The following is a 13362-nucleotide window of genomic DNA, read 5'->3' as shown; positions in this document are numbered from 1 at the left end:
TGAGCCCACCGGCTGCCGCGAGCCCACCGGCTGCCGTGAGCCCACCGGCTGCCGTGAGCCGACCATCTGGGATGGCTCAGGCGCCGGCCTCGTTCAGCCGGGTCAGCTGCTCGTCGCTCAGCTTGACGTCGAGCGCCGGCAGCATCTCCTCGAACTGCGCGGGGGTGCGCGGCCCGATCAGCGGGATCACCGGCGGCGACGTCTGGTGCATGAGCCAGGCCAGCACCAGCTGGTTCGGTGTCACCCCGGTCTCGGCCGCCACCTCCAGCAGCGCGGCCAGCCGGGCGTCGGTGTCCGGCCCGCCGTAGGAGCTGAAGACCCAGTGCTCGTTGCGCTTCTCGGCCGAGTCGTAGATCCCCTTGAGGATGGCCGAGTAGGCGACCAGCGTCTGATCGTCGTGCTCCCGCAGATAGTCCAGCTGCTCCCCGTCGACGATGGACGGGCTGTCGGCGCCGGCGTTGGGGCGCAGGTACGAGTGCTGCTGCTGGACGGCCACCGGCAGCGGCCACCCGTGGGCCCGGCACAATCCGCGGATCCGTTCCAGCCGCCACGTACGGACGTTGGACCACCCCAGATGGCGCACCTTCCCCGCCTGGACCAGCCCCGCCAGGGCCTCGAGGGTCTCTTCGAGCGGGGTGTTCCGGTCGTCGACGTGCACGTAGAACAGGTCGACGTGGTCGGTGCCGAGCCGGCGCAGGCTGCCCTCGAGCGCCTCCCGCAGCGTGGCGGCCCCCGCGCCCTCGAAGGTGCGCCGGGCCAGTTCCCAGTCCGGCGTGCCGTCGGCCGCCCACAGGTCGGGCGAGTAGTGCGGCAGCGCCGTCGCCTTGGTGGCCAGGAAGACCTGGTCCCTCCGGTTGCCCTGGCGCATCCAGCGGCCGAGCAGCTCCTCGCTCTCGCCGCCGCGGCTGTCCCGGCGGGCCCACCACTCGTAGCAGTTCGCGGTGTCCACGAACGACCCACCCACGTCGAGGTAGCGGTCGAGGATGCGGACCGAGTCCTCCTCACTGGTCGCGTTGCCCATCTGCATGGCCCCCAGTGCCAGCCGGCTGACCTGCTGCCCGGTACGGCCCAATTCGATCGTCTGCATGGGAGGGAACGCTAGGTGTTCGAGCGCACTCGAAGTCAAGGGCCGGCTAGAGCGGCGCCACGTCCAGCGTCCCGATCCCGCCCACCGCGTCGATCTCAAGGCCGCCCGAGGAGTCGTCGCCGCCCGCCCGCCGGGTGTCGCCGGGCCCCAGATCCTTGTCGTTCCGGCCGTTCAGCTCGGACTCCCCCACGCCCTTGCCGACCACGAGCTTGACCGGGAAGGATCCCTTCGTACGGATCTTCCAGGTGTGCACGCCGCCCGACATCCGCAGCGGGATGGCCGCCTTCTGCCGGGGCAGCGTCATGTCGAAGCTGTTGGCGCCACCCTGCAGGTCGAAGGCGCCGACCTTCCCGCCGGCCAGCGTGAACGAGGCCCGCCGTACGCCATGGGTCGTCTTGATCGTCCAGGCGATCCGCTCGTCGAGCACCACGTCAACCCGGGCCTCGCCGTCCTTGCCGTTCTCCTTGGTGGTCAGGGTCAGGACGGTGCCCTTGAGGGTCGCGTCCGGGGTCACGCCGCTGTCGTCGGGCGTGCTGACCCGGGCGATGCCGTTGGTCGGCGGCCGGCCGGCCGTGACGGTGAGCTCGCGCATCCCGCCCGCCACCACGAACGTGGCCGCGGGGAAGGCCGGCCCGGCCGGTGGCGGCGCGGCCGTGGTCGGCGCCGCCGAGGAGGGCGGCGGGGACGAGGGGGCGGCCGACGCCGAGGCACTGGGCGAGACCGGGGCGGGCTCGATGGACACCGGCGGGCTCGGCGACGGCACGACGATCTCCGGGTTGGTGGCGGCGGTCGGCGCGGTCGCGGCCGGACGGTCGTACGTCGTGGCCATGCGCAGCAGGACGACCCCGCTCACGCCGACCAGCACCACCCCGGCGACCAGGGCGACCGCCAGGGTCAGGCGGCGCGGCCTGCGGGCCGGGGCCGGGCGGGGCGCCGGGTCGGCATCTTCGGAGGCCGAATCGGCTTCCGGCGCGGAAGGAGCGGGGGCGGCTTGGTCGGGCCAGTAGTCCGAAATCTTCGGCCAGTTGGCGGTCTGGTCCAGCGTGGGCTGCTGCGGGGCAGAGCCGTCCATGGCGTTCTCTCCTCGTGCGGGCTCCGTCGACCGGGAGTACGGCCCGGAGCCGAGGATCGTTCGATCACGATCGAGCGCGTGGGGAATCTTGCCATTGGCGTCCTTCGCCGTAAGAATGCCTTTTCGACAGCTTAAGAAAGTCTTAGCGGGCGCCCTCGGAGTGGAAATCACATGACCGAAAACGACGAGAACGCGGGCGTGCCGATCGGCGGTTGGGGACCTTATCGCGACGGCCCCGCCGAGCGCGCCCCGCAGTCCCCGCGCCAGGTCCCCCCGCTGGCCGACCCGCCCAGACCCCTGCTCGCCCGCAGCGCCCTGATCGCCGCCATCGCGGGCGCGAAGTCACCGGCCGACGGCGGCTCCGCGCTGCGCGGCCGCCGGGCCCTGCTCGCCGCGGCCGCCGGTCTGCTGATCGCCATCGCCGGCGGCGCCGCCCTGGCCCTGCGCGACGACGATCCCGCGCTGCCGCCGGTGGCCCAGCAGGAGGTCGTGCCGCCGTTCACCCCGGCCGCCCCCGTCTCGATCCAGCCCTCCCCGACCAGCCCCTCCGCCTCGCCGCCCCCGCCACCGGCCGCTCCACCGGCCGAGCCGGTCAGCCGGAGCACGACCCCGGCCGAGCGGGCCACGACAAAGCCCCCGGCCACCACCCCGCCGACCACGAAACCCCCGGCCCCGGCCCTGATCCCCGGCGCCACCATCGGTCTCGAGGCGGCCGACCAGTCCGGCCGGCGCCTGCGCCACCGCGACTACCGGGCCCGGGTCGAGGTGATCCGCACCGAGGCCGGGCGCGCCGATTCCCGTTTCACCGTCCGGAGCGGATTGGCCGGCCACGGCTGCGTTTCTCTGGAATCGGTCAACTTCCCCGGTCATTTCCTGCGCCACCGCAACTTCATCCTGCGCCTCGACCGGCAGGACGATTCACCGTTGTTCCGCCTGGACGCCACCTTCTGCCCTCGATCACTCGGCTCGTCCCTGGTCCTGGAGTCGACCAACTATCCGGGCCAGTTCCTCGTGGCCGACGAGCGCGGCGTCTACCTGGCCGAGGTGCCGCCGGCCCAGGCGACGGCCTTCGTCGTGAAGACGCCACTCTGACGACCGTTCGTCCTCTTGCGATCACTCCGCGCCCTGTGGTGGCCTGTCCTCCTCCCCATTGTCGGTTGTGAGGTCGCTCTTGTTCGACGCCGCCCGCTACGACCGTGAGGTGCTGCGGCCGTTGCGGGGCACCCACGGCCACCTGCCGCCGGGTGACCTGCTGGCCCGTTACGCGGTCGACCCGGCCATGGAGGCGGCCGAGCTGGCCCGCCACCTCACCGAGATCCGGGCCTGGTGGCGCGAGCGGGCCAGGGCCCCCGACTTCCGGGCCGAGGTCTGCAAGCTGCTGATCCGGGCCGACGAGGAGCTGCGCCGCACCAGCGGCGACGCCTTGGACGACCCGGCCTGGTGGCGCGAGCAGGCCCACCTCTCCCCGGTCACCGAGGAGCCGGGGCCGGGATCGCCGGCCGACGCTCCCGCGGCCGCGGAGGGCCCGGCCCGGCCCCACGACTGGCGGTCGGACGTCCGGGCCCAGTTCTGGAGCGCCCTGGCCCGGCTCGACCGCGCCCCGGCGGGCCAGGCCACCGCCACCACGGCCGGCCCCGTCGTCGTCGAGGAGGAGCCGCGGACGGACGGTGACGGGCTGCGCGTCGAGGAGACGACCGCCGCCGGTGACCGGGCCCGGGTCCGGCTCACCTGGCCCGACACCGGCGTCGCAGTCCGGGTGCGGTGCTCGCCCCGGCCGACCCCGATCGTCGACGGCGCCGTGGTCGACACCGAGCAGGCGGATCAGTGGGGCGCCGTCCTGCCCGGCGAGCCGGTCCGCCGCGGCGGCCACCTGGTGCTCGAGGCCGACGTCGGGACGGGATACCTCTACTACCAGCCGTTCGAGGCCGACGGCGAGCGGGAACGGGCCGGCCGCCCGGTCGGGCTGATCATCGCGCGGCCGGTGCGGCACCTGCGCATCGACCGCGACGGCGACGGCGCGCTCGTCTCGTGGGAGTGGCCGCAGCGGGCGACCTCGATCGAGGCCGAGTTCGCGGGCGAGCGCCGGGCCATGACCCGATCGGAGTACACGGCGGCCAACGGTTTGCGCTTCGGCGAGGCGCGAGCCGGCGGCGACGTCGTGGTGCGGGCGTTCACCCCGGTGGGTGAGGGACTGGCCCGGTCGGCGCCGGTGAGCGCCTCCCTGTCCCCGGCCCCGGCCGTCATCGCGTACGACCTCAAGCGCAAGCGCCGCCTGGCCGGCGCCGATCTGGTCGTCACGCTGACCGCGGACCGGGACTGCGCCGGGGTCGACCTGGAGGTGGTCCTGACGGTCGGCGAGTTCATGCCACGCGACCCCGGCGACGGGCGGCGGGTGGCGCGCCGCCCGGGGCTGACGCTGACCGCCGGCACCCCGCTGCGGCTCACCCTGCCCTGGCCCGAGGTGGGTCGCGACGAGCGGCCGTACTGGATCCGTTGCTTCTTCCACGCGCCGTTCGACGTGGCCCCCGACGACCCGGACCCCGACCGGATGAGGACCCGATGAGTCCCAGCCTGCACTGCCCGTTCTGCTACAACGCGATCAAGCGGCGCTCCGACCTGTGGTTCCAGTGCCGGGGCAAGCCGACCTCGGCCCGGCCGGCGTGCCGCCCGGTGATCGACGAGGCCCGGCGCAACCACACCGGTTTCGCCCTGCCGGCGCTGCCGAGCTTCCCGCCGCTCACCGAGCCCAACAAGCTGCTGCCGCCGCGCAAGACCGGCCGGTGCCCGCGATGTCAGGGCGAGACGACCGTACGGGCGTGCCCGCACTGCCACACGCGGCTGCCGGCCGAGTTCGGCGCGGACGCCAGCCCCCTGGTCGCGATGGTCGGCGCCCGCGGCACCGGCAAGACGGTCTACCTGGCCGTGCTCACCCACGAGCTGCAGCGCGGCGAGCTGGCCGGCGAGTTCCGGGCCACCGTCGAGCCGGTCGGCGGCGGGGAGGACACCTTCGCCCGGCCCGCCCGGTGGCTGGGCGAGGACATTCACCGGCTGTACGAGGAGAAGCGCCTCCTGCGCACCACGGAGCGGGCCGAGAACGGCCGCCGGGAGCCGCTGGTGCTCGAGTGGCGCGGCCACAAGCCCGGCCTGCTGGGCCGCGACCGGCCGCGCACCAACTATCTGTCCTTCTTCGACACCGCGGGCGAGGATCTGCAGGGCGACCGGGCCTTTCAGCTGCACTACCTGAGCGCGGCCGACTACCTCATCCTGCTGCTCGACCCGTTCCACCTGCCCGGGGTACGCGACGTGGTGCCGTTGCCGCCGGCCGCCGTCGACCAGCCGTTCGGGCGGCCCGAGCCCACCCGGGACGTGCTGAAGAACATCACCGAGGTGCTCAAGAGCAGCCACCACTGGAACGGCAAGCAGGTGACCGTGCCCGTGGCCGTCGCCTTCGCCAAGATGGACGCCTTCTACGCCTACCTGGGTGACACCCATCCGCTGCGCCGCAGCCGGCGCCGGCGCCACGGGTACGACGACGAGGCCGGCCGCCGCGTCCACGCCGAGATGGCGTCGCTGCTGCACGCCTGGGGCGGCGACTCCATCAACGACTACCTGCGCAGCTACTACCGCGAATACCGCTACTTCTTCGTCTCCGCGCTCGGCGCCGAGCCGGATTACGCGAGCGGCATGGTCGACTCGGCCGGCGTGCGGCCCGACCGCGTCGAGGAGCCGCTGCTCTGGTTGATGCACAAGGCCGGGCTGCTCACCCGGGTACGCCCGTGACCGGGCGCTTCGACACCTACATCTACACCAACTGCCGGGCCGGTGAGGGCCTGGAGTCGGTGGCCGGCTTCCAGTTCCAGGCCATGTCGCCCGAGGCGAACCTGCACGCCATGCCGCTGATCCGCAACCGCCTGCTGTACGAGGCGCCGGTGCGCTGGATGAGCGAGCAGCGGCCGATCGCGGACTACCCGCCGTCGTTCGCCCACGTGCACGACCGCTTCTACGCCACCGGGGCCGGCCTCTATCTGGGCCGCGAGCCCACCGGCGGCCGCGAGGGCAACCAGCTCACCCACGCCATCGCGACCGACGATCCGGGCGCGTACGGGCTCGTGCGCCCGGCCCAGCTGTTCGGCGCCCCGTTCTGGACCACGGTGCCGGCGCCGGCCAAGCAGTGCCCGCCGCTGGAGCCGGGCTGGCAGCCGGGTCCGTTCGGCGCCCCCGAGGCGCAGCAGTTCGTCCGCGCCCACGACCGGGGCCCGGCGCTGCTCACCGCCCTGCTGTCGCATCTGCGCCGCGGCGACCGCGACCCCCGGCGGGTGCTGTTCGTCGCCCGCGACGCCGAGGCCGTGCTGCGCTGGATCACCGCGGCCACCCTGCTGGTGCCCCATCGGGAGGCGCTGCGGATCGATTTCAAGGTCTTCGCGCCGAACCCCGCCTACGCCGCCCACCGGATCCTGGCCGTGCATCCCGAGTGGTCCGGCGGCCCGGCCGGTCTCGACCAGGAGCAGGGCTTCGTCGTGATCGACCTGGAGCGCAACGGCTGGACCCGGCTGGCCGACGACCCGGACAGCCGCCGCTGGGTCGACCTGTTCCTGTCCGAGGATCCGTACGACATCGCCGACGCGGTCGAGGTGGCGGCCGAGGCGACCGCGGCCGACTCCGGGCTGCGGCCCGCCCAGACCTCGTTCGCGCTGGCCGTGGTGCTGGGCCGGCCGCCCGAGCCGGACGCGATCCGGCCGATCGTGGGCTGGCTGCTGGGCGCGCCGGCGGGCCTGATCGACCGGTACGGCGACGACCTCGTGGACCGGCTGCTCACCGAGGCGGCGCGCTGGCCGGCCGAGGACCTGATCCGGCTGGACGCCGCGATCGCCCGCAACCTTCCCGGCCGGGCCGTCTCGGTCCGGCTCGCCCTGCTCCGGGCGGAGCTGCGGGAGACGGGCCAGACCCATGCCGTACGGACGGAGAAGTTGCCCGCCGTCGATCCGCGGGTGTGGGACCGGGAAGCCGAGCGCACCGCCGCCGGCCTGCTCGCCGAGGCCATGTGCCGGGCCGAGCCCGAGGTCTTCGAGCGGCTGCTGCGGCTGGCCGCGCGGTTCCGTCTGGCCCCGGCCCACAACCTGCTCGACCCCGGTCTGGAGCGCTTCATCGCGTTCTGGGCGGCCAACCCGCAGGCGGACTACCGGTCGGAGCTGTGGGCCGACGGGGTCGAGGTGGAGCGCAAGCTGCGCCGGCTGCTGCTGCGGCGGGTCACGGGCGACCCGGTCGAGACGGACCGGCTCGGCGACCTCTGGTGGGAGTCGCTGCTGACCCAGCCGGCCGACCTGGACACCGAGTTCGACCGGGCGATCGTCAGCGCCGCCATGCTCAGCCTGGACGCGCGGCAGCGGTCCGATTTCGTCGAGGAGATGCTGCTGGAGGCCCGCAACGGCCCCGATCCGGGGCCGGCCCTGGGCCGGCTCGCCGTGGTGCTCTGGCGGCGCACGGCGCCGACCGCGGCCGAGGCACGACGGCTGGTCAGCTTGATGCCGCCGAACTTCATCCTCGGGCCCGGGCACTTCCCCATCCTGGCCGACGCGATGCGCGAGCCCAAGGTGGCGGAGGAGCACTTCCAGGCGGCCGACGCGCTGACCGGCGAACCTCCGGCCTGGCAGCCCGCGGAACCGGTGCGCCGCAGCATCGCCGACGAGCGCGCCATCCGCCAAGTGATGGACCTGCTCGACCGGGAGTCGGCCCCGCCCCGCCGGCTCACCGCGTTGATGCGCCGCATCCCCGGCCGGGTCGTCCTCCGGCACGCCGGCGCGCTGCTCGACGCGATGGTCCGGGCGCCGGTCGCCGCCGCCCGGCTGGCCGTGCTCACCGAGACGCTGGAGCTGCGCTGGGCCTACGCCGAGCGGATCACCCGGGAGCTGCTCTACGAGGAGTGGCGGGCGGTCAACCTGGCCACCGCCTTCATCCTGCAGCAGACCAACGCGATGGAGGACCGCTATTACCCGGACCGGCGCGAGCACGTGCTCTCGCATCCTCAACGGGCGGTGCTGGCGGAGCTCGGCCGGGCCGTGACCGACTTCGCGCGGCGCGCGTCGGGCTCGCGGCTGGAGGCGGTCAACAAACAGATCGACCTGCTGCCCGACCCGTGGCCGGCCGACTGGGCCAAATACATCCGCGACGTCCGCCCGCGCGGCGCGATCGGCCGCATCGTCCGCCGCGACGGCTAAGCCCGCTTCTCCAGCCCGTTACGCAGCACGTCCGCGGCCCGCCGCACCTCCGCGCGGACCGTCGCCGGCCGGCCGGGATGGCGGCGCAGGCTCTCGTACTGCACGCGCCACAGGCCGAGCAGGGCGGCCGCCGTGATCTGCGGTTCCGGATCGGCCGGGTCGACTCCGTCGCGGGCCGCCAGCGCCTCGGCCGCCACCGCGACGAACCGGTCCATCATGTCGTTGCGGTAGGCCCGCAGCGACGGCGCCGCCTCCAGCAGCTCGCCGAAGCGCCGGTAGCCCTCCGGGTCGCCGGTGAACCCGTCGAGCTCGGCGTCGAGCAGGCGCAGCGCGGCCTCGATCGGCGTGTGCCCGCTCGAGGCGAGGGCTTCCCGCAGGGCCGTCGTCGTGCCTTCGAGCCGGTCGAGCAGCAGCGCCTCCTTGGTCGGGAAGTAGTTGAACACCGTCTTCTCCGACACCCCGCACGCCTGCGCCACCTCGGCCACCCGTACGCCGTCGAACCCGCGCTCCACGAACATCCGGGTCGCCGTGTCGGACAGTTGCTGCCGCATCTGCCGCTTCTTTTCCTCGCGCAGGCTCACCACTCGATCTTACTGCTACAGTATTTTTACAGTCACAGTAAAAAGGAGACCGCGATGAGCGAGTTCCGGATCACCCGCGACTACCCGCACCCGATCGAGCGCGTCTGGCGTGTGCTCACCGACCCCGAGCTGGTCCCGCGCTGGACCACGACCGGCCAGGGCGGCCGCCCCGAGGGCTTCGCGCCGGTCGTGGGCACGAAGTTCCGGTTCATCGCCAAGCCGGTCGCCGGCTGGCGCGGCATCGTCGACTGCGAGGTTCTGGAGGTCGACGCGCCGGCGCTGCTGCGCTACTCGTGGATCGGCGACGAGGGGGCCGCGCCGAGCTTCGTCGCCTACCGCCTCCAGCCGATCGACGGCGGCACCCGCTTCACCTGGGAACACACCGGCTTCACTGGCATCGGCGGCTTCTTCATGGGCCGGCTCCTGCGGTCCGTACGGGCCAAGATGCTGACCGTGGCGCTACCCACGGTCCTCGACGATCCCAAGCTGGCCGCCTGACTCCGTCACGAAGCCGCGTTATCCCATCAGGCGGGCCCGGACCCGGGCCTGGGCCGCCTCCTCCGTGTTACCCAGGCGCTCGTGCAGGGCGGCGAGCTGGTCGTATCCGGTCGCCACCTCCCGGCGCAACCCGGCGTCGACCGGGTCGGCGGCGTGCAGCTGATCGCGCAGGACGCACGCCTCGGTGAGCAGCGCGACCGCCTCCGCCCCGCCGCCCGCCGCCGCGGTGACCTGGGCCTGCGCGGCCAGCGCACCGGCCAGCGCCCGATCGCGCGGGCCGAGCCGGCGGTGCAGCGCGACGGCCTCGGCGAAGGCGCCGATGGCCTCGTCGTAGCGTTCCAGCTCGCCCAGCAGCAGGCCCCGGCCGAGCTGGACCGCAGCCAGGCCGGCCGGATCGAAGCCGCGGTAGAGCCCGGCTGCCCGGTCCAACCGGTCCAGACCCGCGGTGTGCGACCGGTACTCGCCCAGGTCCATGCCGTGGGCGGCGCACGCGTAGGCCAGCCGGGCCCGGTACCGCTCGGCGTCGTCGGCCGCCAGCCGCTCGTACAGGTCGACCGCCTCGGCCCCGGCGGTGACCGCGGTGTCGCGCTGATCGCGGGCCCGGGCCGTGGCCGCCTCCACCAGCAGCGCGCCGGCCAGCCCGGCGGCGTGCCGCGGATCCTCCGACCGCAGCCGCCGATAGCGGGTGGTGGCCTCGCGGGCGGCCTCGGCCGCCTCCGCCAGGTGGCCGAGTTGCGCCAGGAGGCGAGCTTGCCGCACCCGGGCGTACGCCTCCTGGTCGGCGTACTCGTCGCCGAGGCGCTGGTAGATCGCGAGCGCCCCGGTGATCGCCGCGTTGCCCTGCACGGGCCGCCCGGCCCGGTCGAGCCGGGCCGCGTGCGTGGTGCGGGCGCGGGCCAGCGCCGCCTGGGCCCGGCTGTTGCCCGGCTCGGCCCCGGCCAGCCGCTGGCGCAGATCGATCTCCCACTCGACGGTGCGCAGGGCCTCGTCGTCGCGGCCGTCGCGCTCGGCGATCATCCCCATCTGGTACGCCGCGTCGGCCAGGGCCGACCGGTGCGGCGCGCTGGACACGGCCAGCCGCCGGTAGCCGTCGGCGAGCGCGGCGGCCCGCCCGGCCGACTGTCCGGTGAAGACCGCCTCGGTGCCGGGGACGCCCTCGACGACGGCGCGCAGGACGGCCACCGGGGTGCTCTCGTCGGCCACGGTGGCGCGGGCCAGCTCCAGCAGGTCGTCGTCCGGGCCACCGGTGCGGCGGGCCTCGTCGAGGACGGCGGTGCAGAGCTCGGGGCGCTGGACGGCGGCCGCCCAGACCGCGGCGGCGAGGGCACGGCGGCCGCGGGCGGCGCGGACGAGCAGTTCGATCGCCCGGCCCGCCTGCTGCGCGGAGACCGACGGGAGCAGGCCGAGCACGGCCGGGTCGCGCAGGAGGGCCGGGACGACGAGGCGCTCCCGTAACGGCTCCGGAAGCAGCCGCCAGTACTCCTGGCCCTCCCCCGGGTGGAGGCGCTGCAGCCAGTCGGCCGCCTGACGGCTCGCCTCGTACGACTCGAGGCCGCCGGCCAGACGCGCCACCTCGCGGGCCTCGGTGGCCGAGCGCGCGCCGAACAGCTGCGCCGCCGCGAGGTAGGCGTCGAGCTGCCGGTGCTCGGCGAACGAGATGCCGGTGCCGGCGGTGGAGCGTTCGGCCAGGAGCCGCTCGCGCTGCGCCAGCGCGTCGGCGGCGGCGCTCGCCAGTGAGCTGTCCACGGCTTCCAGCGCCGCGAGAACGACCGCGCCCGGCGTCCCGCCATGGTGGTCCCGGTTGGCCGGCTGGGCGGCCCCCAGATGCTCGGCGAGGTCGGTAACAGCCGTCCAGTAGAAGCTGCTCCCGTCGAGCGCGGTGAGCCGGACCGACGGCGTGGACCGCGGGCCCTGCTCCGCCGCCGTGGCATATCGGGCCAGCGCCAGAACGCGCACCGGCGCTGCGCCGATCATCGTGGAGCCGCGCGGTTCGCCGTCGTCCACCTCCGCGATGAGGTCGTCCACCGCGAGGTCGCCGTCGCCGGAATCCGCGATGATCAGCAGCGGGTTGTCGTCCGGAGGCGTCGGCGCGCCCGCCTTGGCGACGCGCCAGCCGTCCGCCCCGAGCTGCGCGGCCACCTCCAGCGCCAGGCGGGTCTTGCCGATCCCGGCCGGACCGGTGATCCACAAGGTCATCGCCGGCTCCGGGCTTCGCGCCCAGTTCAGGATCCGATCGAGTTCATCGCCGCGCTGAACGAAGCGGACGACGGCGGCCCCGGGGCTGACCAGCTCGGCCGGATCGACCGCCCGCTCCGGCCGGGGCTTCTCCGTCGGCTCGGCCGGGCCCCGGTCGTCGGGCGGCGGGAGCGGCGGCGGCTCGGCGTGGCGCTGCAACCGGGCCCGGGCCATCTCGAGACGCCGGCGAGCCAGCGGCGTGACCGCGAACGGCGCCTCGTGCCCGCCGATCGTCCCGGCGCCCTCACCCGGGGTCCGCACCTTCAGGCGGGCCCGGTTGCCGGCCATCTGCCGGTTCACCGAGGCCGACACTTCCTCCAGCAGCTGGGTGGCGTGCACGGTCTCGCTGATCGACAGGGTGGAGAGCAGCACGTCCGGCACCTGCTCGACGAAGCTGTACCACCCGTGGCGGCCGTCCTCGACCCGCAGCAGCCCGCTGAGCAGCACCTCGGCCAGGTGGGCGGGGTAGGCCGGCTTGAACATGGCGTAGTGCACGTGCCGGATCACGTCGATCTGCGGGTCACCCACCGCCACGTACCGGGCCAGGCGGAACGCCTCCTCCGAGGCGGCCGCACGGAACAGCCGTACCCGCTGCTCGGCGCTGAGCGCGGGGGCCGGCGGCACCGGCGCCGGCTCGGGCGGCCGCCCGGTCGCCACCGTGACCGCGGCGGTGATCCCCGGGCCGCCCGCGATCAGTCCGGTCCACCGGCGCAGCCAGGTCCGGTCGACCTCGAGCACCGGAACAAGCGTCCCTTGCGGACGGTCGCGCCCGCCGAAGGCGGTGAACTTGAGCGTGCTGTTCGGGGCGCAGGCGCGCGGCGCGACCAGGGTGCCGGCGATGGTCCGGGCCGCCGTGCGGGCCCAGAGCCGCTCGGGCAGCGGCTGCAGGATGGCGACCGGTCCGTGGTGTCCCCACTCGTGCAGCACCCGGGCCGCGCCGCCGGAGCGCCAGGCCGGGCCGACGCAGTCGCTGATGACGAAGATGACGCGGCGGTTCCCCGGGTCGATCAGGCGGGCCGCCGGCAGCGGCCGGCCGGTCCAGTCGGTCACCACGGCCGCGCCCGTCTCGTCCGCACCGGCCAGGCGGTACCGGGCGACCTGGCGGAACGCGCCGGACTCGCGCAGCACGTCGACGATGTCGGCCGCCAGGTCCTGCCAGATCGCCATCGAGTCGCCGCGGTCGACCACCACGGCGGCGTCGAGCCAGAGCCGGTCGGCCGGGCGCAGCACCGCCGGCCACGGATGCCCGGCCGGCATGTCGGCGGCCCGGCGGGCGGTCGCCTCCTCGTCGAGGGTGCCCAGGCCGGGGGCGGGCACGCGGCGCAGCAACGGGCGCAGCGCCCGCTGGAAGGCCAGCCGGTCGGCCAGGGCGATCGGCTTGGGCACCTCGACCGTTCCCGCCGCGCGGGCTTCTCCCGGCGGGCGCTCCGGCCGGCGCGCCGGTCGCGGCGAGTAGAGAGGTACGGGGGCCGGCGGCGCCGGCTCGGGCAGATGAACCGGCGGCGGGGCCACCACCGGCTCCGGGAGGGGCCGGGGCGAGGTCGGCGGCGCGGCCGGCGGCCCGCGGTCGGCCGCCGCCATCTGCGTGGCCAGCCACAGCGACTCGGCGAGCTCCCGGGCCGTCGGCTCGAGGCCGGCCCGGTGCATCGCCTGGACGAGGTGGTCGAGGCTCAT

9 protein-coding genes are annotated in these 13362 nt (G+C 74.7%); 5 read left to right on the top strand and 4 right to left on the bottom strand.

Annotated elements, in window-relative coordinates; all coding sequences use genetic code 11:
• Positions 1-76: 76 nt before the first annotated feature.
• Both AB0J66_RS04110 and AB0J66_RS04105 read right to left on the bottom strand, forming a co-directional pair.
• Positions 77-1087 carry an aldo/keto reductase gene (locus tag AB0J66_RS04110; RefSeq protein WP_364655474.1) on the bottom strand — a complete coding sequence of 337 codons (1011 nt, stop codon included), beginning with the start codon at positions 1085-1087 and terminating at the stop codon, positions 77-79.
• A gap of 46 nt (positions 1088-1133) precedes the next feature.
• Entirely contained in the window at positions 1134-2159 is a 1026-nt protein-coding gene (locus AB0J66_RS04105) for a hypothetical protein (RefSeq protein WP_364655472.1), read from the bottom strand.
• A 171-nt stretch (positions 2160-2330) separates the two neighbouring features.
• Here AB0J66_RS04105 and AB0J66_RS04100 point away from each other — a divergent pair, with 171 nt between their 5' ends.
• The 4 genes from AB0J66_RS04100 to AB0J66_RS04085 all read left to right on the top strand — a co-directional run bounded on the left by AB0J66_RS04100 (position 2331) and on the right by AB0J66_RS04085 (position 8374).
• Entirely contained in the window at positions 2331-3251 is a 921-nt protein-coding gene (locus tag AB0J66_RS04100; protein ID WP_364655471.1) for an AbfB domain-containing protein, read from the top strand.
• Between the two features lie 67 nt (positions 3252-3318).
• Positions 3319-4722 (top strand): hypothetical protein, encoded by a 1404-nt coding sequence (locus AB0J66_RS04095; RefSeq protein WP_364655469.1) that lies wholly within the window; start codon positions 3319-3321, stop codon positions 4720-4722.
• The gene (locus tag AB0J66_RS04090) at positions 4719-5939 is read left to right on the top strand and encodes a hypothetical protein (protein ID WP_364655468.1); all 1221 of its coding nucleotides are present in this window, start codon (positions 4719-4721) and stop codon (positions 5937-5939) included. Before AB0J66_RS04095 ends, AB0J66_RS04090 begins: the two co-directional genes overlap by 4 nt.
• On the top strand, positions 5936-8374 hold the full coding sequence (locus tag AB0J66_RS04085; protein ID WP_364655467.1) for a GTPase-associated protein 1-related protein: 2439 nt from the start codon (positions 5936-5938) through the stop codon (positions 8372-8374). The genes AB0J66_RS04090 and AB0J66_RS04085 overlap by 4 nt, the downstream gene beginning before the upstream one ends.
• Here the strand turns inward: AB0J66_RS04085 and AB0J66_RS04080 are convergent.
• Positions 8371-8955, bottom strand: coding sequence for a TetR family transcriptional regulator (locus AB0J66_RS04080; RefSeq protein WP_364655465.1), 585 nt, complete (start codon positions 8953-8955; stop codon positions 8371-8373). The two genes, AB0J66_RS04085 and AB0J66_RS04080, sit on opposite strands and share 4 nt — an antisense overlap.
• Before the next feature lie 54 nt (positions 8956-9009).
• On the opposite strand from AB0J66_RS04080, the gene AB0J66_RS04075 reads away from it, so the two are divergent.
• Positions 9010-9453, top strand: coding sequence for an SRPBCC domain-containing protein (locus tag AB0J66_RS04075; RefSeq protein ID WP_364655463.1), 444 nt, complete (start codon positions 9010-9012; stop codon positions 9451-9453).
• Between the two features lie 18 nt (positions 9454-9471).
• Here the strand turns inward: AB0J66_RS04075 and AB0J66_RS04070 are convergent, their stop codons facing one another.
• Positions 9472-13362 carry an SAV_2336 N-terminal domain-related protein gene (locus AB0J66_RS04070; RefSeq protein ID WP_364655462.1) on the bottom strand — a complete coding sequence of 1297 codons (3891 nt, stop codon included), beginning with the start codon at positions 13360-13362 and terminating at the stop codon, positions 9472-9474.

It is taken from the genome of Actinoplanes sp. NPDC049598, assembly GCF_040675435.1.
GTDB lineage: Bacteria > Actinomycetota > Actinomycetes > Mycobacteriales > Micromonosporaceae > Actinoplanes.
This window is presented reverse-complemented; position numbering and strand designations above follow the sequence as displayed.